This is a genomic window from Kocuria sp. WN036, from assembly GCF_002287015.1.
In the GTDB taxonomy this organism is placed as follows: Bacteria; Actinomycetota; Actinomycetes; order Actinomycetales; family Micrococcaceae; genus Kocuria; species Kocuria rosea.
In genome coordinates this window covers 204366-223964 of record NZ_NSKF01000002.1, presented here as the reverse complement: position 1 = coordinate 223964, position 19599 = coordinate 204366, and the positions used below count along the sequence as shown (strand labels likewise).

Annotated in this window: 22 protein-coding genes; 7 read left to right on the top strand and 15 right to left on the bottom strand. The window is 74.5% G+C overall.

The features are described 5' to 3' along the window. Positions 1–41 precede the first annotated feature (41 nt). A complete protein-coding gene (locus CK505_RS02460) occupies positions 42–953 on the bottom strand; it encodes an alpha/beta hydrolase (RefSeq protein ID WP_095650093.1) in 912 nt (303 codons plus the stop codon). A 26-nt stretch (positions 954–979) separates the two neighbouring features. Further along, positions 980–1528, bottom strand: a complete 549-nt coding sequence (locus CK505_RS02455) for a CueP family metal-binding protein (RefSeq protein WP_095650092.1) — start codon at positions 1526–1528, stop codon at positions 980–982. 147 nt (positions 1529–1675) lie between these two features. On the opposite strand from CK505_RS02455, the gene CK505_RS02450 reads away from it, so the two are divergent. After that, positions 1676–2560, top strand: a complete 885-nt coding sequence (locus tag CK505_RS02450; protein ID WP_095650091.1) for a hypothetical protein — start codon at positions 1676–1678, stop codon at positions 2558–2560. Positions 2561–2582: 22 nt separating this feature from the next. On the opposite strand, the gene CK505_RS02445 is transcribed toward CK505_RS02450, so the two are convergent. The 3 genes from CK505_RS02445 to CK505_RS02435 form a co-directional block, all read right to left on the bottom strand. Continuing rightward, positions 2583–2945, bottom strand: coding sequence for a YciI family protein (locus CK505_RS02445; RefSeq protein WP_035924466.1), 363 nt, complete (start codon positions 2943–2945; stop codon positions 2583–2585). Between the two features lie 35 nt (positions 2946–2980). Beyond that, the gene (locus tag CK505_RS02440) at positions 2981–3325 is read right to left on the bottom strand and encodes a nuclear transport factor 2 family protein (RefSeq protein WP_035924464.1); all 345 of its coding nucleotides are present in this window, start codon (positions 3323–3325) and stop codon (positions 2981–2983) included. Positions 3326–3388: 63 nt separating this feature from the next. Continuing rightward, positions 3389–4525, bottom strand: a complete 1137-nt coding sequence (locus tag CK505_RS02435; RefSeq protein WP_095650090.1) for a Gfo/Idh/MocA family protein — start codon at positions 4523–4525, stop codon at positions 3389–3391. Between the two features lie 166 nt (positions 4526–4691). Between CK505_RS02435 and CK505_RS02430 the strand changes: the two genes are divergently transcribed. Together CK505_RS02430 and CK505_RS18365 are read left to right on the top strand one after the other, a co-directional pair. Continuing rightward, positions 4692–5330 (top strand): hypothetical protein, encoded by a 639-nt coding sequence (locus tag CK505_RS02430; protein ID WP_035924460.1) that lies wholly within the window; start codon positions 4692–4694, stop codon positions 5328–5330. A gap of 79 nt (positions 5331–5409) precedes the next feature. Then, positions 5410–5568, top strand: coding sequence for a hypothetical protein (locus CK505_RS18365; RefSeq protein ID WP_154676755.1), 159 nt, complete (start codon positions 5410–5412; stop codon positions 5566–5568). 52 nt (positions 5569–5620) lie between these two features. Here the strand turns inward: CK505_RS18365 and CK505_RS02425 are convergent, their stop codons facing one another. From CK505_RS02425 to sigK, 4 genes are all read right to left on the bottom strand, one after another. Next, complete coding sequence (locus CK505_RS02425; protein ID WP_095650089.1) at positions 5621–6574, bottom strand: hypothetical protein; 954 nt, start codon at positions 6572–6574, stop codon at positions 5621–5623. Positions 6575–6662: 88 nt separating this feature from the next. Continuing rightward, a complete protein-coding gene (locus CK505_RS02420; RefSeq protein WP_095650088.1) occupies positions 6663–7532 on the bottom strand; it encodes a glycosyltransferase in 870 nt (289 codons plus the stop codon). Positions 7533–7661: 129 nt separating this feature from the next. Next, positions 7662–8432 carry an anti-sigma factor gene (locus tag CK505_RS02415; RefSeq protein WP_176475264.1) on the bottom strand — a complete coding sequence of 257 codons (771 nt, stop codon included), beginning with the start codon at positions 8430–8432 and terminating at the stop codon, positions 7662–7664. Beyond that, positions 8429–9037 carry an ECF RNA polymerase sigma factor SigK gene (gene sigK, locus CK505_RS02410; protein WP_095650086.1) on the bottom strand — a complete coding sequence of 203 codons (609 nt, stop codon included), beginning with the start codon at positions 9035–9037 and terminating at the stop codon, positions 8429–8431. The genes CK505_RS02415 and sigK overlap by 4 nt, the downstream gene beginning before the upstream one ends. Before the next feature lie 293 nt (positions 9038–9330). Here sigK and CK505_RS02405 point away from each other — a divergent pair, with 293 nt between their 5' ends. The 3 genes from CK505_RS02405 (at position 9331) to CK505_RS02395 (ending at position 11809) form a co-directional block, all read left to right on the top strand. Beyond that, positions 9331–10101: a hypothetical protein gene (locus CK505_RS02405; protein ID WP_095650085.1), complete on the top strand. Its 771-nt coding sequence runs from the start codon at positions 9331–9333 to the stop codon at positions 10099–10101. 21 nt (positions 10102–10122) lie between these two features. Next, positions 10123–10824 carry a class F sortase gene (locus tag CK505_RS02400; RefSeq protein WP_095650084.1) on the top strand — a complete coding sequence of 234 codons (702 nt, stop codon included), beginning with the start codon at positions 10123–10125 and terminating at the stop codon, positions 10822–10824. A 148-nt stretch (positions 10825–10972) separates the two neighbouring features. Further along, on the top strand, positions 10973–11809 hold the full coding sequence (locus CK505_RS02395; protein WP_017835004.1) for an alpha/beta fold hydrolase: 837 nt from the start codon (positions 10973–10975) through the stop codon (positions 11807–11809). A 112-nt stretch (positions 11810–11921) separates the two neighbouring features. Here CK505_RS02395 and CK505_RS02390 read toward each other — a convergent pair whose 3' ends face one another. From CK505_RS02390 to CK505_RS02365, 6 genes are all read right to left on the bottom strand, one after another. After that, positions 11922–12254: an antitoxin gene (locus CK505_RS02390; protein ID WP_095650083.1), complete on the bottom strand. Its 333-nt coding sequence runs from the start codon at positions 12252–12254 to the stop codon at positions 11922–11924. A 61-nt stretch (positions 12255–12315) separates the two neighbouring features. Beyond that, positions 12316–13731 (bottom strand): FAD-binding oxidoreductase, encoded by a 1416-nt coding sequence (locus tag CK505_RS02385; protein WP_255250863.1) that lies wholly within the window; start codon positions 13729–13731, stop codon positions 12316–12318. 183 nt (positions 13732–13914) lie between these two features. Continuing rightward, entirely contained in the window at positions 13915–15462 is a 1548-nt protein-coding gene (locus CK505_RS02380) for a gluconokinase (protein ID WP_095650081.1), read from the bottom strand. Then, positions 15462–16484 (bottom strand): zinc-binding dehydrogenase, encoded by a 1023-nt coding sequence (locus tag CK505_RS02375; RefSeq protein ID WP_095650080.1) that lies wholly within the window; start codon positions 16482–16484, stop codon positions 15462–15464. The genes CK505_RS02380 and CK505_RS02375 overlap by 1 nt, the downstream gene beginning before the upstream one ends. Before the next feature lie 81 nt (positions 16485–16565). Next, a complete protein-coding gene (locus CK505_RS02370; RefSeq protein WP_017835009.1) occupies positions 16566–17333 on the bottom strand; it encodes a glucose 1-dehydrogenase in 768 nt (255 codons plus the stop codon). An 8-nt stretch (positions 17334–17341) separates the two neighbouring features. Further along, the gene (locus tag CK505_RS02365) at positions 17342–18721 is read right to left on the bottom strand and encodes a GntP family permease (RefSeq protein WP_095650079.1); all 1380 of its coding nucleotides are present in this window, start codon (positions 18719–18721) and stop codon (positions 17342–17344) included. A 124-nt stretch (positions 18722–18845) separates the two neighbouring features. On the opposite strand from CK505_RS02365, the gene CK505_RS02360 reads away from it, so the two are divergent. Next, a complete protein-coding gene (locus tag CK505_RS02360; protein WP_051063850.1) occupies positions 18846–19574 on the top strand; it encodes a FadR/GntR family transcriptional regulator in 729 nt (242 codons plus the stop codon). The last annotated feature ends 25 nt before the right edge of the window (positions 19575–19599 follow it).

The window sequence follows — 19599 nt, the reverse complement described above, 5'->3', positions numbered from 1 at the left end:
GTTGATGTATCACCAATTAGGGAACGGCCGGGGGTGCCGGGCTATTCCTGGGCCCCTCCCGCCGCCGGGGCGGGCTCCTCGAGCAGGGAGCGCACGTGCCGGACCGCCCGGCGGGCCTCCGGCGTCCACCAGGCGCCCACGTAGACGTGGAAGGCGCCGGGCTCGTAGATCAGCTTCCCCGGGTTGCCCGCCCGCGCCAGGTCCCGCGCGAAGGCCAGGACGTCGGCGGCCAGGATGTCCTTGCCGCCCTGGACCACGTGCACCGGCGGCAGCCCGGCCACGTCCCCGTAGAGCGGGCTGACCAGCGGGTCGGTGAGCTCGCGGTCCCGCGCCCAGGCCGCGGCCATGGGCACCACCCGGTCGGTGCTCAGCATGGGGTCGTGCGGGTCGATCTCCCGCACGGCCGGGTGCGTGGCGGAGACGTCCACCGCCGGGGAGAAGCCCACCACGTGGTCGGGCATCCGCTGCCCGGCGTCCCGCAGGCGCATGGCCAGCCCGATCGCCAGGCACCCGCCGGCCGAGTCCCCCGCCACCACGATCCGGTCCGCGGCGGGCCGGGTCACGAGGTCCGCCCAGGCCGCGGCGAGGAAGTCGTAGCCCTCGTCCACGTGGCCCTCCGGGGCCAGCCGGTACAGCGGGACCGTGACCGTGGTCCCGGTGTCCTTCACGAGCTCGCGGACGATCCACCAGTGCGCCGGCAGCAGCGGGTTCACGAACGCCCCGCCGTGCAGGTAGATCAGGTGGGACCCGTCCGCCCCGGCGCGCGGGGTCAGGCGCAGCAGCGGGCGCCCGGCCACCTCGGTGCGTTCCACGGCGTGCGAGCGCCGCAGGTCGGCGGGGATCCTGGCCGGCTCCGGGTACCGGCGCCCGTGCAGCTGCTCCACCGGGGTCCACGGCTGCAGGCGCGCCCGCAGCCGGACCGCCTGGGCGGTCAGGGCCATGCTGATGCTCATCCGGTCACCCTTCCTTCGCGCCGGGCTCAGGCCAGCTGGAGGGCGGTGAGGCAGGTCGGGCTGTCCGGGGAGGTCTCGAACTCCTGGACCGCCCGACCCCGCTCCGAGCTGATCTCGAGCGTGCCGGTGATGTCCTTGGGCAGCCAGAAGCCCACGAACCCGTTCTCGTAGCTGGTCACGCTCTCGTCCACGAGCACGGACCCGGAGCCGTCGGTGATCCGCACGTCGAAGTCCTCACCCACGAGCTCGCCCTGGCACCCGGAGAGGCTGTGGAAGAAGCACTCGTGGGTCGTGGTGGCATACGGGGCGACCGCCAGGTAGAAGCGGTCCTCCGGCATGGGCAGGATCGTCTCGGCGGTGCCGTCGTCGAGGACCACCTCGTCGTAGGTCACGGAGCCGGCGAGCCCGGCGTCGCGGTCCTCGTGCGTGCGGTCGAGCTGCTCGACAACCTCCTGCGTGCTCGCGCCCTCGAGCCCGTGCGCCCGGAGCAGGTCGTCCTGCTCGGAGCCCTCGCCGGCGCAGCCGGAGACGAGGAGCAGGACGGCGGCGGACACGGACAGCACGGCGGATCGCATGGGTCCAGGATATCGGGGCGGCCCCTGCCACCGGCTCCCCCGCAACCACCCCGGGATGCCGGGAGTTTCCTGTGGGACCGGTCACAGATCCTGCCCCGGCGGCTAGAGTGGATGTCCAGTGGTGTGAGGGGTTCGGGAGGATCCGCCGTGCAGAACACCGAGAACAACGAGGTCTCCGGGATCGTGCTCCTGATTGCCGGGGCGGTGGTCTCGTTCGTCCTCGTCAACCTGGGCACGATCCTTCTCCTCCTGCTGGCCGGAGCAGCCCTGTGGCTGCTCGGCGTGCTCCTGCGGACGCTCGTCCGCTCCCTGGTGGTGCGCGCGCGGGAGCGGCTGCACGGCACGCCGCGGAGCAGCTCCGGGACCGGCGCCAGGTCCGGTGCGCGGACGGACGGAAGGGCCGCCGCGAGGAACCCGGACAAGAGCCCCCGGAAGAACAGCGGGAAGTCGATCGCCAGGACCGCCGAGCAGGCCCGGCTGGCCGCCGCGGAGGACATGCGCACCGCGTGGATCCGGTGGCAGCTCGGCGTCCTGCCGCCGCAGCAGCGGCACGGGGACGCGAGCTTCGTCGCCGTCCGGCTGGCCGAGGTCCCGCACGCGGACTGGGACGCGACCCGGCTGCGGCGGCACGGCCAGGCCCTGTGGTCCGTCCGGGACGCCGCCGCCAGGACGCCCCTGCACGGGGAGGTCGAGGCCCGCCTGGACCGGGTGGCCGCCATGCTCTCGGAGCTGATTGACGAGGAGTTCGACACCCACCGCGGCCAGGTCGACGACCGCTACCTGTACCACCCGGACCGGGAGGTCCGGGCCGCCTACCTGGCGGGCGGTTCGCAGGGCGTCGAGGCCATCATGGGCACCATCACCGCCGTCCGCGCCCAGGTCCGCGAGGACGCGGCCGCCCGGGCCGCCGCGGACTCCCTGGCGCGCGAGCGCAACGCCGCGCTCCGGGCGCTGCGGGAGACCCGCCGGCCGGCCCGGCCCCGGGACGCCCACGCCGCGTGGGAGGCGCAGGCCGAGCAGATCGGCAGGTGAGCCACCGGGACCGGGGCGGGCCCTACGCCAGGTGCTCCTCCGGCTCGCCCTGGAACTCGCGCACCTCCACCGGGAGCGTGGTCGCCTGCGCCAGCTTGCGGCCCCACTCGATGGCGGCGTCGTAGTCCGGGGCGGCCACGATGCAGATGCCCCCGGCGTGCTCGTCCTCGCGCTCGTACGGACCGTCCGTGGTCACCACGTCCTCGCCGTGGAAGCGCACGACGACGGACGCCTCCGCCCGGTCCAGGCCCCCGGCGAAGACCCACGCCCCGGCCGCCCTGAGCTCCTCGTTGAACGCGGCGACGTCCCGCATCACGGGCTCGAGGACCTCCGGGGCCGCCGGTCCGCCGTCGGGCTGTTCGATGCTGAGCAGGTAGTGCTTCATGGCGAGCCTCCTGGGCGTCGGATGGTCCTCGGAGTCTACGGTCGCGGCGGCCCGCCGAAATAGACCTGGGCGTCCACCACCTGCCCGTCGCGCACGGTGATCGCCTCCATGTTCCGGAAGGTCCCCCCGGTCCGGAGCTCGTACTCGTACCGGACGAGCACCAGGCCTGGTTCCGCCTCGACCACCTGGAGCAGGTCCTGCCGGGAGACCCGCTGCGCCGTGGGGAAGCACCGCTCGAAGTACGCGGCCCGGTCGATGTGGTCGTCCTGCGGGGACGTGAACCGGAACCCGTCCCCGACGAGCCCGCGGGCCGCCGTCTCGTCCTGCGCGAGGTAGGCGGCGAAGAGCCGCCGGACGACGTCCGTGCTGCTGCTGGTCATGCCCGCAAGCTACTCCCGGGCGGGGTGCGGGACAAGCACCGGGCCCGGTCCGCCGGCCGGGGCTCAGCCGTTCTGCGGGACCTGGGCCACCAGCTCGTCGTCGCCGGGCTCCGCCACGGGCGGCAGGGCCCGGGCCTGCTCCGCGACGGGGCGCACCGCGCGGTCCGCGGGCTCCAGGCGCACGGTCCGGCCCGTCTCGAGGGAGGCGAGCACCGCCTCGTGCACCCGGATGTCCATCAGCCCCTCCTCCCCGCCGGCCTCGGGATCGGTGCCGGTGAGGATGCAGTCCGAGAAGTACTCGGTCTGGCCCGCGAACTGCTCCACCGGGTCGTGGGCACGGGTCTCGCTGCGCCCGTCACGGGTCACGGTCCAGCTGATGCCCACCTCGGGGCCGAAGCCGAAGCACGGCTGCGCTGCGACCACGCCCCCGGTGCCCACCACCGTGAACTGCTCGGTGGCCTCGCCCGCGTAGCTGATGGTGAACTGCGCCACCCGCTGCCCGGGGAAGCGCAGCGTCACCGCCACGGTGTCGTCGAAGTCGAAGCCGCGCCCCGGGGTCCGCACCCCCATCGCGTGGACCTCGAGGGGCTCGGCCGCGAACAGGTGGCGCACCGCGTTGAGGGGGTAGCTGCCCATGTCCGGGATGGGCCCGCCCCAGTACCCGGAGTGCCCGCGGTGGTTGGCCTCGTCGATGTCCTGGGTGAAGACGGCGGTGAACAGCCGGGGGTCGCCCACCAGCCCCTCGTCCCGGACCCGGGTGATCAGCTCGAGCGTGCCGGGCTCGTGGTGCAGCCGGTACGCGACCATCAGCCGGGCCCCGCCGCGCGCGGCGGCGTCGATCATCGCCCGGCAGTCCTCCACGGACGTCTCCATCGGCTTCTCCACCAGCACGTGGAGGCCCGCCTCGAGCGCCGGCTCGGCGAACTCGCGGTGCCGGAACACGGGCGTGGCCACGTAGACCGCGTCCACGTCCCCGGAGGCCAGCAGCGCGGGATAGTCCTCGTAGGAGTACGCGGGCACGCCGTACTCGGCCGCGAGCTCCCGGGCCTTGTCCGGGGTGCCGGTGACCAGCGCCGCCAGCACGGAGCTGCCGGCCCGGGCCATGGCGGGCAGGAACGCCTGCTGGGAGATCTGGCCGAGCCCGACCACCGCGTAGCGCACGGGGCCGTTCGTCGAGGGGGCGGTCCGGGGAGAGGTCATGGGGCATCCTTCGCGGTCGGGACGGACGGACGGTCCCGGCCAGACTAGCCCCGCGGGGCCCCGGGAGGGCGGAGCGGGCCCGGCGTCCCCGGATCCCGCCGGATGCGCGATCATGGGAGGTCCGAGGGACCGCGCACGCGCCCGTCCCCGCCCGTCAGGAGGATCCGTGCCCAAGAGCAAGCCCCGCAAGAAGGCCGCCGCCAAGAAGAAGCAGCAGCGGCGGGAGTTCCACGCCGCGGCCGGCGCCCGCACCGTCGACATCGAGGGCGCCGCCCAGGGCACCTGGGACGACGACGCCCACGAGCTGCTCGTCGCCCGCGGCTGGGTGGCCTACCGGGACCTGGAGATGGACCAGCTCGGCGACGGCTGGGAGTGGCTGCCGTCCCAGCTGCCCCTCGACGCCGGCGTGGGCGGGGAGCCCGGGCCCACCACCGTGTTCGCCGCGGCCGAGGGCGGCTACGACGTCGAGCTGGCCAACCCGAACGGCTCCGTGGACCCGGACCGCGCGGGCCACTACGACACCCTCGAGGACCTCGCGGCGGACCTGGACAGCCTCGAGGCCTGGCGCGTGCCGGCCGACGAGTACGTCCTGCCGGACGCCCCCGCCTTCTCCGCGGACACCCCGTGGGCGATCTGCCAGCTCTGGGCCGGCGGGATGATCGACCACTGGGAGCTCGCGGCGGACCTCATCCACTTCCCGTACGAGGAGACCGAGGAGGGCTTCGCCGCGGTCGAGCGCGCCCACCGGACCGGGCTGATCCCCGCCCAGCTCTACGCCGCGATCCGCGCCGGCCGGGCCGCGTAGCGGGATCCTCTTGTCGGGGCTCCGGGCCCGGCGTAGCGTGAGCCGGGACCATCACCCTGCTGAGCGCACGAGGAGCGGCATGAGCGAGACGACCCCGGACCCGGCCCGGAACAAGCCCTCTCAGGCCGAGGGGGACGTGCCGGAGGACCAGAGCGTGCAGTCGGCCGTCGACCCGGACGACAACAAGCCCTCCCAGGCCGAGGGGGACGCCCCCGAGGACGCGCCGGGCGACGACTGAGTCCCGGCACGGACGGTCCCGGGCGCCCCGCCGAGGGCGGCAGCGCCCGGGATCAGTGCCGGGTCAGCCCTCGGTCGTCCCGGGCGGAAGCGTTCTTCGGCGCCCACGCGGACAGGCCGAGGAGGTCGGCCACCTCGCGGTAGTGGCTGGTGGAGAGGATCCCGAAGCCGGCCTCGACCGCGCGGCGGTAGTAGTGCACGTCCAGGGCGTCGGCGGACAGGTTCTCGTCGTAGCGGTGCAGCTCGAGGCGCATGGGCACGTTCCAGCTCCGCATCCGCAGGCTCTCCTCCATGTCCGGGACGTAGTGGCCGGCGAAGCCGATCACCCGGCGGAGGTCGGGCACCTCCCGCCGGACGTCGTCGACCGTGGGCAGGCCGTCCGGGTGGGTCGGGACGAAGTAGACGAGGTCGGGGGCGATCCTGCGGTAGACGGCCAGCTCCGTCATCCCGTGCACGCTCACCACCACCTGGCCCTCGGCCCGGTGCGTGCGGACGAGCTCGACGACGGCCTCCGGGGTCACGTTCTTGACGTCGAGCCACAGCACCGCCCCGGCCAGCACCGCCCAGGTGAGGAACTCGCCGGCCTCCCGGATGGGGAACCGGGTGACCTCGCCGTAGTTGTCCACCAGGTGCTGGCTGAGCACGTAGTCGGCCGACTGCTCGCTCACCGGGCCGGCGCCGGTGCTCCCGTGCCCCATGACGGCCTCGTGCAGGACCACGCACCGGCCGTCGACCGTGGTGCGCAGCTCGATCTCGATCATGGTGCGCGCCCGGGTGGCCAGGACGTTCTGGGCGGACTCGAGCGCCGAGCAGGGCCAGGACCCGTCGGGGTGGAACCCGGCGCGGCGGGCGAGCAGGAGGGGCCCGTCGGCGGACAGGCGGTCGTGGCGGGTGTAGGCGGCCAGTTCGGCCGGCGAGTCGAAGACGATCGAGTGCCCTGCTGCGCGCGCCGGCACGTCGGCTGCGACGTGGTCCGGCGAGTCCGGGCGGCGGTAGTTCTTCGGCATGGGAACTCCTGGGGGGATGGGAGCGCGGACAGCGGCCGTGGGGGGACGGCCGGCGGACGGGAAGCGGGGGAACCGCCCGTCCACGTGCTCAGGGGCCCTCGGCCACCCGTGCACGCTCCAACTCTTCCACGTCCGAGGCCGAATACGTGGCTGCGATCTGCATGTCGTTGCCTCCGCGCAGGACATTGCGGGTGCTGAGACCCCGGAAGAGCGTCCTGGGGATGGGCCGGTAGGCGGTGCGGCCGTCCCGGACGGGCCGGACGCCGGTCCCGTGGCGCAGGGCGACGGCGTGCAGCCACACGTCGTCGGCCATCGGCGCGCACGCGGTGAACGCGGTGCCGAGCTCGCGCAGGGCGTCGAGCAGGTGCGGCGGGTAGAGCACGCCGGAGGTGCCCGTGGCGAAGGTGCGGACGGACGCTCCCGCCGGGGCGCCGGGGCTCCACGTCGCGTAGGGCAGGATCCGTCCTCCGCCGAGGCGGATCCGGTGGGTGCGGTGGGCGACCACGTCGTGCGGGTGCCGCGCGTGGACCGCGAGCAGCTCCTCGAGCCACGCCGGGCCGTAGAGCACGTCGTCGTCCGCGATGACCAGCGGCAGCTCGTGCCGCGCCCGGGACCGGACGTAGGGGTAGTACTTCTGGTGGGGGCCCCAGTCCTCGGTGCACCTCAGCTCGAGGCCCCGGCGCACCAGCCGGGCCAGCGGCGCGGGCGGGTCCGCCACGACGTCGGCCTCGCGCAGCCACAGGATCAGCCGCTGCGGGCGCACGGTGCCGTGCACCATCGACTCGACGGCCAGGTGCACCGCCCGGATCCGGCTCCCGTAGGACGTGAGGCTCACGACCACGGGCGCGTCCCCCCGCACGGGCGCGTCCGAGAAGCGGTTCCGGAGCCGGAAGTGCAGGGCGCTGCGGCTGGTGCGGAACGAGCGCAGCCAGTCGAGGACCAGCTCCCGGGACAGCACCCACCGCAGGGGGTGCCGGCGCCTCCCGCCCGGCCGGGGCCTCACGACGGGCGTGCCGGGGCCGCCCGGGCCGCGCCGCCGCCGGAAGGTTCTGCCTCGGTCATGAACTCATTCTGGCAGGAGCCGCGCTCAGATCTCCGCGGCGGCCAGCACCGGCAGGGTGGGCGTCTCGGAGCCGCCGGCGGGCTCCACGGTCATGGCCACCGCCCCGGCCCGGTCGATGTCGCCGTCCAGCCAGACCTGCACCTGTCCGCCGCCGAAGCGCACGTCCGGCACCGGGGTCTCGTCCTGCACGAGCCACAGCTGGTACTCCCGGCCCTCCCCCGGTCCGGCGAGGTCGGAGGCGACGAACAGCGCCGCGTCCGCCTGCGCGGAGACCACCAGGGTGGCCGGGCGGCCGTCCACGTCGAGCTGGCGGGTGGTGACGTCCGGGGCGCTCAGCAGCCGGTTCTGCCGGTCCTGCTCCTGGGCCACGAGCTGCTGCTCCCGCTGCTCGGCCTGCGTGCCCACGGCCCAGCCGCCCAGGGCCGCACCGGGCAGGAGCACGGCGGCCGCGGCGGCGGCCAGCCAGCGGCGCCGGGGCGGGCGCCGCTGGGCCAGGGACACGGGCGCGTCCCCGGCCCGGTCCTCGGCCCGTTCCTCCGGCCGCCGCTCCTGGGGCGTCCCGCGCACGGCCGCGAGGACGTCCCTGCGCAGCGCCGCCGGCGGCGGCTCGGCCACGGCGGCGGCGAGGTGCGCCCCGACCTCCCCGAACGCGGCCACCTCCTCCCGGCAGGCGGCGCAGCCGCGCAGATGGAGCTCGTACGCGGCGCGCTCGCCGGGCTCGAGGGCGTCCACGGCGTAGAGCGCCGCGTCGGCGTGGACATCGCCGGCCCGGTCGTCCCCCTGGATGTCCTTCACTGCCGCACCCCCAGTGCCGATCTCAGATTGGTGAGTCCGTCGCGGATCCTGGCCTTCGCCGTGCCCAGCGGGACGTCCAGGTGCTCCGCGACCTGTCGGTGACTGTACCCCCGGTAGTAGACCAGGCAGACGGCCTCCCGCTGGAGCGGGCTGAGCCCGCCGAGCTCGGCCCGCACCTCCTCGGAGTCCAGGGACTGCTCCACCTCGCTCCAGGTGGAGTCGGAGGGCGTCTCGGCCCGCCGGACCTCGTACTGCTGGTCCCGGTCCCGCTCCCGCTGGCTCTGCCGGATCCGGTCCACCGCGCGGCGGTGGGCCATGGTGCACAACCACGCCAGGACCGTGCCGCGGCCGGCGTCGAAGCGCTCCGCCTGCTGCCAGGCCATCAGGTAGACCTCCTGGACCACCTCCGCGGCGAGCTCGGGGGAGCGGAGCAGCCGCAGCACCAGGCCGTGGACCGTGGACGACGTCGCGTCGTACAGCTCGGCGAAGGCGTCCTCGTCACCGCCCGCCACGCGGCGCAGCAGCTCGACCTGTTGTTCGGTCCGCCCGGGAGCGGGGACCGGTGCCCCGGCTCTCCCGCTCCGGCCGGTCGGTCCTGTGCTCACGCGGTCTCGCTGTTCCCTCGGAGAGCGGCACCCCGCCCGGGGTCCGGGCGGGAGCAGTGTCGCATTGCACCTTGCCACACCGGGTCGATGTGATGCCATCGACACACTCGTCGTCTCCATGACCGTTGTTCGTCGCGGGGCCGGCACCGGACGGGTCCGCGCGCCGTTCCGGCGCGCCGGAAACTTTTCTGCCCCCGCACCCGTCCGGACCCGTTCCGGCGCCGAACTGTCCGTGCGCACACCGAAAGTGCGCACACGGCACGACCCCCCGGTACGACACAGGAGAGAATCTGATGCGCAAGTCCATGCTCCTCACAGTCCCCACCCTGGCCCTCGGCGCGCTCACCATGGCCGCCGCGCCCGCCGCCGCCCACGACTCCGACATGTGGTCCGCCCAGGCGGCGCTGAGCACCCTGAACAACTCCGGCACCACCGGTGACGTCATGGTCGACGTCCACGGCACCGAGGCCACCGTCACGATGAACGTGAGCGGCGCGGCCGAGACGTTCATGGACGGCCCGTTCCCGCACGCCCAGCACATCCACATCCACGGCCAGGGAACCTGCCCGGGCCCGGAGGCGGACGCGGACGGCGACGGCGTGGTCAACACCACCGAGGGCCACCCGTTCTACGGCATGATCGGCACCTCGCTGACCACCGAGGGCGACACCAGCCCCGACTCCGGCCTGGCCGTGGAGCGCTTCCCGGGCGGCTCCGCGTACACCTACGAGCGGACCCTGCAGCTGGACGAGGCCACCGCCGAGTCCCTGCAGAACGGCACCGCGGTCGTCGTGGTCCACGGCGTGGACCCGGCGAAGATGCCCGCCGCGGCCGCCGAGAAGATGAGCGACCTCGACCCGGCGCTGCCCGCGGCCGCGACCCTCCCGGCCGCGTGCGGCACGCTGACCGCCTCGCAGATGGGCGCGATGCCGGAGGGCGGCGCCGACACCGGCGTGGCCCAGGAGACGGGGTCCACCGCCCAGACCGCGGCTCTCGGCGGCGGCGTCCTGGCCGCCGCGGCCGGCGCCGCGTGGGCCCTGCGCCGTCGCGCCGCGCGCGGCTGATCCGACGGGACGGTTCCTGCTGTGACGGGATCGACCACCGGTCGTCGCGGAGGCCTGCTGGCCTCCGCGGCGACCGCCGTCCTGCTCGCCACCGGCTGCGCCGCGTCCGACGACGGCGCCGCGCCGGCTGCCGGCAGCACCCCGCCGGCGGCCTCGAGCGCCGCCTCGCCGTCGAGCACCTCGGCGCCCTCGGGCGCGGGATCGGCCCCGTCCGCGGCGGGGCGGCCGACCGCCCCGGCGGACGGACCCGCGGACGGCCCCGCGGTCCTGGGCGCGTCGGAGCCGGTCTCCCTGTCCGTCCCGGCCACCGGCACCGAGTCCGAGCTGCTGCGCCTGGGCCTGCGCGAGGACGGCTCGCTCGAGGTCCCGCCCGAGGGGCCCGGCTCCCCTGCGAGCTGGTACACCGGGTCCCCCACCCCCGGCGAGCGTGGCCCGGCCGTGCTGCTGGGCCACGTCAACGCCACGGGCGGCGGCCCCGGGGTCTTCGCCGGGCTGCGCGCCCTGGAACCCGGCGACACGATCGAGGTGGCCCGGGAGGACGGGTCCACGGCGGTCTTCGCCGTCGACCGCGGGGAGCAGTACGGCAAGGACGACTTCCCCACCCTCGAGGTCTACGGCAACACGGAGGGGTCCGAGCTGCGGCTGATCACCTGCGACGGCTTCGACCCGGCCACCGGGGAGTTCGACGACAACTACGTGGTCTACGCGTCCCTGGTGCCCTGAGCGGCGCAGCCCTGGGAACGAGCGCTGGTGCGCACCGCCCCGGCCTCGCGCGGAGAACGACCCTTCCCTAGGCTTCTGCGCAGGGAACGGCCGTTCTCTGCATCTGTCGCACCAGCGAGAGGTCGCACCAGCGAGAGGAAGAGCCTCCATGGGTCACATCACCGTCGGCACCGAGAACAGCACCGACATCGAGCTGTACTACGAGGACCACGGCAGCGGTCAGCCCGTCGTCCTCATCCACGGGTACCCCCTGGACGGCTCGTCCTGGGAGAAGCAGACCGCCGCCCTGCTCGGGGCCGGCTATCGCGTGATCACCTACGACCGCCGCGGCTTCGGCCGCTCGAGCCGGCCGACGACGGGTTACGACTACGACACCTTCGCCGCCGACCTCGACACCGTCCTGAGCACCCTCGACCTGAACGACGTGGTCCTGGTGGGCTTCTCCATGGGGACCGGGGAGGTGGGGCGCTACCTCGGGACCTACGGATCCTCGCGGGTGGCCAAGGCGGCCTTCCTGGGCTCGCTCGAGCCGTACCTGCTGCAGACCGAGGACAACCCCACGGGCGTGCCCCAGGACGTCTTCGACGGCCTGGCCGCGGCCGTGACCGCCGACCGCTACGCGTTCTTCGCCGAGTTCTTCGGCAACTTCTTCAACACGGACACGTTCCTGGGCACGGACCGGCTGAGCCAGGAGGTCGTGGACGCCTGCCGGAACATCGCCGCCCGCTCCGGGGCCGTGGCGTCGGTGGCCGCCCAGCCCGCCTGGCTGACCGACTTCCGGGCCGACATCCCCAAGATCGACGTGCCGGCCCTGATCGTGCACGGCACCGCGGACAACATCCTGCCCATCGACGCCACCGGCCGGCAGTTCCACCAGGCCCTCCCGCAGGCGGAGTACGTCGAGATCGAGGGCGCCCCGCACGGGCTGCTCTGGACCCACGGCGCGGAGGTCAACGAGGCGCTGCTGGACTTCCTCGCCCGGTAGCCGCACCCGCCCCCGGCGGGACGGCCCTCCGCCGGACGACGACGGACCCCGCCCGCCGTGCGCTCGAGGCGCGGCGGGCGGGGTCCGCTCCGTTCCCGGGACCCGGGAACCGTCAGTGGCGGGGGCCCTCGTGGCCGGGCACGTCACCGGGGCGATCGGTCCCGGCCGGTCCCCCCGGCTGCCCGTCCGGGCGCTCGCCGGCGGCGGGGCCGCCCGTGGTCGGGCCGCCGGTCGCCGGGCCGCCGGAGGTCCGGTCGCCGGGGGCGCGGCCCCCGCCGAGGAACTGGCGGGCCTTCTGCTGGACCGTGTCCACGTGGCGCTCGTACTTGCGCCCGGTGCGCTTGTCCACGAAGCTGCCGGCCTGGTCGAGGACCTTGTCGACCTTGTCCGGGTTGCGCTGGGCGAGCTGCTTGGCCTTGGCCGTGAGCCCCTTGAAGTTCACCATCACGTCTCCTTCCGAGAGTGGTCACCGCGCGCGGGAGCGCCGCGGTGCTGCCGCCAGTCCATCACGCGGAGCTGTCCGCCGGCTGGCCGAGGCCGGGAGGCCGGCGCTCCTGGCCGACCACGTGCTGGAAGCGCAGCAGGTTGTCCGGGTCGTAGAGCGCCTTGGCCCGGACCAGACGGGCGTATACCTCCTCGGACCACGCCCGGGCGTGCTCGGTCTCCCCGCCCGGAACCCCGTGCATGTTCACGAAGGCCCGGCCCGTGGACCACGGGGCCATGGCCTGCAGGATCTCGGCCAGCGCCGGGGGCGTCGCCGCGGCCACGTGGGGCGCGAGCCAGCCGATGAGCTCCAGGAAGAACGCCGCGTCCCGCCCCGAGACCGCGTCCTCGACGCCGTCGGTCCGGGCGAAGGCTCCGCCCATCAGCCGGATCCCCACCTCCGGCAGCGGGCACCGGCTGCCGGGCCCGGCGCTCTGCAGCAGCGTCATGACCGCGGCGGCGTCGAACTCCCGCAGGAACTCCCCGGTGAGCACGTAGAGGCCCGGCTCGGTGGCGTCCATGTGCACCTGGTCGATGTCCCGGTAGTCCATGGGCCCCACCAGGTCCAGGACCGGCCGGGAGACCGCCCGCATCGGCGCGAGGACCCGGGCGCCCTCCTCCTCCGGGCCGGCCCAGCAGAAGCGCAGGTGCACGAGCATCCGCTTGTGCAGCTGCTCGGGGACGGTCGGGTCGTGCGGCATCCAGCGCAGGGCCACGGACGTCGAGGCGCGCTCCGGCAGGGTGGGCGCCCACCGGCTGAACGCGCTCAGCACCTCCTGGGCGTCGGTGCCGGGGTAGAAGATCCCGCCGCCGTAGAGCTCCTCCAGGGGGACGAGGCCCATGGTCATCGCGGTGACGAGGCCCAGGTTGCCCTTGCCCCCGCGCAGCAGGGCGAACAGCTCCGGCTCGTGCCGGGCGTCCACGTGGCGCAGCCGCCCGTCGGGGGTCACCACCTCGAGGCCCAGCAGGTGGTCGGCGGCGAAGCCGAAGATCCGCCCGAGCACCGGCAGCCCGCCGCCCAGGGTGTAGCCGACCGCCCCGGCGTCGCTGGCCGAACCGGTGAGGACCGCGAGGCCGTGGGGCGCGACCGCGTCGATCACGCGGCGCCACCGCACGCCGGCGCCGATCCGCGCGGTCCGGCGGCGGGGGTCGACCTCGATCTCCTGCATCCGGTGGGTCGTGACGAGCACTCCGCCCTCCATGGGCTGGTCCGCGCCGTGGCCCGTGGACTGCACCCCCACGGGCTCGTGGTGGGCGGCGGCCCACCGCATCACGGCCACCACGTCGGCGGCGTCGGTCACGCCCGCCACCGCGTCCGGGTGGTGGACGGCGGCCAGGTTGAAGCCGGCGACCTCCTGCGCGAAGCCGGCCTCGTCCGGCAGCAGGACCGGGCCACGGACCTGCCGGTGGAGTTCTTCCACGTCCGTTCTCGAGATCATCGCGGGCCCCCTCGGCACCGGCGATCCGCGGTGCGGGGCCGCTCGGGCCCGCAGGCGCCGCAGAACAGGTCCATTCTCCCACGCGGGCCCGCCGGTGCGCCCTCCGGAGCGTGCACGGAATCGTCACGGGGCGCCGGCGGGCACGGCCCGGTCGACACGGCCGGGTCGGAGCCGCCGGGAGGGTCAGTCGCGCTCGAGCGGCAGGGCGGGCGCCAGCCGGCGCAGGGACGTGAAGGTGGGCACGAGGGCCTCGTAGAGCTGCTCGAACACCGGCTGCAGGGACGCGTGGACCGCGGCGTCGGCGGGGTCCGGGCGCACCACGGACTCGACCTCCACCAGGTCCGCGGCCACGTCGACGGACTCGATCAGCCCGAGCGCCTGCATCCCGAGCAGCGCGGCGCCGAACCCGGAGCCCTCGTGGCCCGAGGCGAAGGAGATGTCCGTGCCGAGGACGTCGGCGAGCAGCTGCCGCCACAGCGGGCTGCGGGCGAAGCCGCCGGTGGCGCGGATCTGCTCCACGGCCAGACCGGCCGAGCGCATCGACTGCAGGACCAGGCCGAGCTGCTGGCACACCCCCTCCAGGGCCGCGCGCACCAGGTGTGCGCGGCGGTGGGCGCGGGTCAGCCCCACGTAGGCGCCCTTGGGCAGGGAGCTCCAGTGCGGGGCGCGCTCGCTCAGCAGGTAGGGCAGCATGAGCAGCCCCCCGGACCCGGCCGGGACGCTCCCCGCGAGCGCGAGCAGCTCCTCCTCCGGCTCCTCCCCCAGGTCGGGGGCGAGGGCGTCCCCGGCCCAGCCCAGGACCACGCCGCCGTTGTTGATCGCCCCGCCGACCACCCAGCGCCCCGGGGTCAGGGCGTAGCAGAAGACCCGTCCCAGCGGGTCCACCACGGGACGGTCGACGACGACGCGCAGCGCGCCGCTCGTGCCGATCGAGCAGGCCGCCACCCCAGGCCGGACCGCGCCCAGGCCGAGGTTGGCCAGCGGGCCGTCGCTGGCCCCCACCACCACAGGCACGGTGGCGGGCAGCCCCGTGGCCCGGGCGCCCTCGTCCGTGAGCCCGGGCAGGACGTGGGTGGTGGGCACCAGCTCGGGCAGCTGCTCGGGCAGGATCCCGGCGTGGGCGAGGGCCTCGCCGTCCCAGGCCAGCTCGTGGATGTTCATCAGACCGGTGGCCGAGGCCACCGAGTGGTCCACCACGAGCGCGTCGCACAGCCGCAGCAGCACGAACTCCTTGATGCCGGCCCAGAAGGCGACGCGCTCGCACAGCTTGGGCTCCTGGTCGTGGAACCACACGAGCTTGGGCAGCGGCGACATGGGGTGCACCGGGGTGCCCGTGCGCCGGTGCAGGGCGAGGCCGCCCGCGCTCGCGCGCAACCGTTCCGCCTGGACGCTGGCCCGGGTGTCCGCCCAGGTGACGAGCGGGGTGAGGGGCTCGCCCTCGGGCGAGAGCCCGAGCAGGCTGTGCATCGCGGCGCTGAAGGACAGACCCGCCACGCGCTCCGCCCCGACCTCCCCGACCACCGCGCGGACGGTGTCCAGCACCGCCTGCAGGATCAGCTCGGGGTCCTGCACGGCGTGGCCAGGGTGCGGCTCTTCCAGGGGGTAGCCTGCCGAGGCGGCGGCGAGCTGCTCACCGCCCACGGCGAAGGTCACGGCCTTGGTGCTCGTGGTGCCGATGTCGACGCCCACCACCACGGGATCCGGGTGCCCGGTGCCGGCCGGCCCCGGCATCAGCGTGGCTCCCCGGGGGCCAGGGACACCAGGACCTTGCCGGAGACCGCGGAGTCGCGGGCCGTGGCGAAGGCCTCCACGGCGCGGTCGGCGGGGAACTCGTGCGTGACCACGTCCTCGATCCCGGGACGGTCGGCGAGCAGCCCGATCGCCTCGTCGATCTCGTCGTCGAACCGGAAGGACCCGCGCAGCTGGAGCTCCTTGGAGACCAGCGGGGCCAGGTTCACGGGCCGCGCCTCGTCCGGCACCATCCCCACCTGGACGACGACGCCGCCGCGGCGGGCGCCCACCAGCGCGGGGCTCACGGCCGCGGGCACGCCGGAGCACTCGAGCACCACGTCGAACGCCCCGGACGGGATCTGCTCGGCCCCCACCCGGACGGTGCCGTGCACGCCGAGCGCCCGGGCCCGCTCGAGCGGGCCCTCGAGGACGTCGGTGGCCACGACCTCGGCCGCGCCCCGGGCCAGGGCCGCCGCGGCCGTGAGCAGGCCGATCGGCCCGGACCCGGAGACGAGCACGCGCCGGCCGGTCACGTCCCCGGCCACGGTGAGCCCGTGAAGGGCCACGGCCAGCGGCTCGGCGAGCGCGGCCCGGCGCAGCGGCAGGCCGGCCGGGAGCACCCGGACCATGTCCCGGCGGACCAGCAGGTACTCGCTCATCCCGCCCTGGGTGTGCGGCCGGGTGGAGGCGCTGCCCAGGTAGGCCCCGCCGGGCCACAGGTGGCGCCGGTCCTCGATCCCGGGCTGGGGCGTGCCGAACGTGGCCGGGTGGACCGTCACCGGGGTGCCGGGGGCGAGCTCGCCGGCGGGGTCCAGGTCCACCGTCCCGGAGACCTCGTGCCCGGGCACGAGGGGCTCCCGGACCACGTACTCGCCGTTGGCGCCCTCGGCCCAGTAGTGCAGGTCCGACCCGCACACCCCGCCGTAGGCGATCCGGAGCCGGACCTGCCCCTCGGTGGGCTCCGGGGTGGGCACCTCCTCGACGCGCAGGTCGTCCTTGCCGTGGATCACGATGGCCTTCATGAGCTCTCTTCCTGGTGCGTCCCCGGGCGCCGCGGTGCGGCGCGTGCCGGGTGGGACTGCGGGTGGTGCGGCGGACCCGGGTCAGAGGACGGAGGTCATGCCGCCGTCGACCAGGACGTTGTGCCCCGAGACGAAGCTGGAGGCGTCCGAGCACAGGTAGACCAGCGTGCCCACGAGCTCCTCGACCTGCCCCCAGCGCCGGGCCGGGGTGCGCTCGACCACCCAGTGGTTGAACGCCTCGTCCTCGATCAGCGCCTGGTTCATCTCGGTGGCGAAGTACCCGGGCGAGATCGCGTTGACCTGGATGTTGTGCCGGGCGAGGTCCGCGGCCATGCCCTTGGTGAGCATGACCACCCCGCCCTTGGTGGCCGAGTACGGGGCGATGGTCTGCCGGGCGAGCACCGACTGCACGGAGCCGATGTTGACGATCTTGCCCGAGCCGCGCTCCTGCATGCCGGGGACCACGGCCCGGGACACGTGGAACACGCTCGAGAGGTTCGCCGCGACGATGTCCTCCCAGTCCTGGGCCGCGAACTCGGCGAACGGGGCGCGGCGCTGGATCCCGGCGTTGTTCACCAGGATGTCCGGGACGCCGTGCTCGGCGAGGACCGCGTCGATCCCCGTCCGGACGGCCTCGGCGTCGGTGAGGTCGAAGGCCGCCGTGACCGGGGCGGTGCCCGTGCCGGCGGCGATCTCGTCGCGCACCCGGGCGAGGGCGTCGGCGTCGCGCCCGTGCAGGACCACGCGGGCCCCCGCCTCGGCGAGGCCCGTGGCCAGGGCCCGCCCCAGCCCCCGGGAGGAGCCGGTGACGAGGGCGAGCCGGCCGGTGATGTCGAAGACGTTGCGCATCCGGGGCCTCAGGCGATATAGAAGATGACGAGGACGACGGCGAAGCCGAGGACGGACTCGAGGGCCTGCTGGACCGTCCAGGTCTTCAGCGTGGTCTTGACGTCCATGCCCATGAGCCGGCCCACGAGCCAGAAGCCGGAGTCGTTGACGTGCCCGGCGAAGACCGAGCCGGCGGCGGTGGCCAGGACCACGGCCGCGACCTCCACGGAGTTGAAGTTGCCCGCGGCCACGGCCGGTGCCATGAGCCCGGCGGCGGTGACAAGGGCCACGGTGGCCGAGCCCTGGGCCAGGCGCAGGACCACGGCGATGATGTAGGCCGCGAAGATGACGGGCAGCCCGATGCCGTCCAGCGAGGACGCCAGCGCGTCACCGATGCCGGAGGCGCGCAGGATGCCGCCGAACATGCCGCCGGCGCCGGTGATGAGGATGACAGAGGCGACCGGGCCCAGGGAGGAGTCGATGACCTTCTCCAGGGCGGTGCCGTGCTCGCCGCGGCGGGTGCCGAGGACGAACAGGGCCACGAGGACCGAGATCAGCAGGGCGACCGGGGACTCGCCGAGGGCGGAGAGCACCTGGAACCACTCGGCGTCCTCGGAGACGGCGCCGGCGGCGCGCAGGAAGTCCAGGCCGGTGTTCATGAAGATGAGCACCAGGGGCAGCAGCAGCAGGGCGATGATGGTGCCGACCCGCGGCGGGTTGGCGGGCTGGTCGTCGTCGACGTCGCCGAAGAAGCCCGGGACGGGGAGGACGTACTTGGTGCCCACGCGCTTGCCCCAGAGGTACGCGGAGACGTACCAGAGCGGGAACGCCAGCAGCAGGCCGATGAGCAGGACCATGCCGAGGTCGGCGCCGTAGAGCTCCGTGGCGGCCACGGGACCGGGGTGCGGCGGCACGAAGACGTGCATGACCGAGAACGCACCGGCGGCGGGGATGCCGTACAGGAGCACGTTGTTGCCGCTCACCCGGCGGGCGACGGCGAAGATGATCGGCAGCATGACCACGAGGCCGGCGTCGAAGAAGATCGGGAAGCCCATGATCAGGGAGGCGATGCCGAGACCGAAGGGCGCGCGCTTCTCGCCGAAGATGTCCACGAGCTTGTCCGCGAGCACCCGGGCGCCGCCGCTGTGCTCCACGAGCTTGCCGAGCATGGCGCCGAGGCCGATGAGCAGGGCCACCGAGCCGAGCGTGCCGCCGAAGGCGGTGACCGCGGTGTCCACGATCATCCCCGTGGGGATGCCCGTGGCGAATGCCGTCAGCAGCGCCACCAGGATCAAGGTGAGGAAGGCGTGCAGCTTGAACTTGATCACCAGGACCAGGATCAGTGCGATGGCGGCTGCCGCGATTGCCAGCAGCGGCGCGGTGCCGAGGGTCTGTGTCCAGTCTTCCACTGAGTTTCTCCGTTGATCTCGTGCCTGCGGGCAGGCCCTGGGGTCTCGTCGTGAGCCACGACACACGCTAGGCTGACAGAAAGATCATACTTTTGGCAACAGGGTGGGCGCGACCGCGCCGCACATGACGGACGGAGCGTCCATGCACGGGGTGGAGCAGCACAGCGGGGTGCTGGACCGGCTCGGCGAGAGCATCGCCTCCGGGGCGCGGGCGCCGGGAACGGTCCTGACGCTCGCGGCCCTCGAGGAGGAGTTCGGGGTCTCCCGCACGCTCGTGCGGGAGGTGGTGCGCGTGCTCGAGTCCATGGGGATGGTGGAGTCCCGGCGGCGGGTGGGCGTCACCGTCCGCCCGCCGCGGGACTGGAACCCGTTCGACCCCCGGCTGATCCGGTGGCGGCTCGGCGGCCCGGGGCGCGACGAGCAGCTGCGGAGCCTGACCGAGCTGCGGACCGCCATCGAGCCCGTGGCCGCCCGGCTGGCCGCGGTCCGGGCCGACGGGCCCACCCGGCGGCGCCTGGTGGAGCTCGCCGCCCGGCTGCGGGAGCTCGGCGAGGCACGCCGCGGCACCGACCCCGAGTACCTGGAGGTGGACACCGCCTACCACGCGCTGCTGCTGGAGGCGAGCGGCAACCCGATGCTGGCCGCCCTGCAGGACGTGGTGGCCGAGGTGCTCTCCGGCCGCACGGCGCTCGGGCTCATGCCCCGCTCCCCGGACCCCGGCGCGCTCGAGGACCACGAGGCCACGGCCGCCGCCGTCGCCTCCGGAAACGCGGCCGAGGCCGAGGCGCGGGCGCGCGCCGTGGTGGTGGAGGTGCTCGAGGGGGTCGTCGACGTGACGGAGAACACCGCCTGATCTGGCCGATGGTCTGCTGGACCCG

Bases quoted from the DNA above. Each gene is read 5' to 3' on its own strand.
- CK505_RS02460 (WP_095650093.1), bottom strand. From the start codon at position 953: ATGAGCATCAGCATGGCCCTGACCGCCCAGGCGGTCCGGCTGCGGGCG.
- CK505_RS02455 (WP_095650092.1), bottom strand. From the start codon at position 1,528: ATGCGATCCGCCGTGCTGTCCGTGTCCGCCGCCGTCCTGCTCCTCGTC.
- CK505_RS02445 (WP_035924466.1), bottom strand. From the start codon at position 2,945: ATGAAGCACTACCTGCTCAGCATCGAACAGCCCGACGGCGGACCGGCG.
- CK505_RS02440 (WP_035924464.1), bottom strand. From the start codon at position 3,325: ATGACCAGCAGCAGCACGGACGTCGTCCGGCGGCTCTTCGCCGCCTAC.
- CK505_RS02435 (WP_095650090.1), bottom strand. From the start codon at position 4,525: ATGACCTCTCCCCGGACCGCCCCCTCGACGAACGGCCCCGTGCGCTAC.
- CK505_RS18365 (WP_154676755.1), top strand. From the start codon at position 5,410: ATGAGCGAGACGACCCCGGACCCGGCCCGGAACAAGCCCTCTCAGGCC.
- CK505_RS02425 (WP_095650089.1), bottom strand. From the start codon at position 6,574: ATGCCGAAGAACTACCGCCGCCCGGACTCGCCGGACCACGTCGCAGCC.
- CK505_RS02405 (WP_095650085.1), top strand. From the start codon at position 9,331: ATGCGCAAGTCCATGCTCCTCACAGTCCCCACCCTGGCCCTCGGCGCG.
- CK505_RS02395 (WP_017835004.1), top strand. From the start codon at position 10,973: ATGGGTCACATCACCGTCGGCACCGAGAACAGCACCGACATCGAGCTG.
- CK505_RS02390 (WP_095650083.1), bottom strand. From the start codon at position 12,254: ATGGTGAACTTCAAGGGGCTCACGGCCAAGGCCAAGCAGCTCGCCCAG.
- CK505_RS02385 (WP_255250863.1), bottom strand. From the start codon at position 13,731: ATGATCTCGAGAACGGACGTGGAAGAACTCCACCGGCAGGTCCGTGGC.
- CK505_RS02380 (WP_095650081.1), bottom strand. From the start codon at position 15,462: ATGCCGGGGCCGGCCGGCACCGGGCACCCGGATCCCGTGGTGGTGGGC.
- CK505_RS02375 (WP_095650080.1), bottom strand. From the start codon at position 16,484: ATGAAGGCCATCGTGATCCACGGCAAGGACGACCTGCGCGTCGAGGAG.
- CK505_RS02370 (WP_017835009.1), bottom strand. From the start codon at position 17,333: ATGCGCAACGTCTTCGACATCACCGGCCGGCTCGCCCTCGTCACCGGC.
- CK505_RS02360 (WP_051063850.1), top strand. From the start codon at position 18,846: ATGACGGACGGAGCGTCCATGCACGGGGTGGAGCAGCACAGCGGGGTG.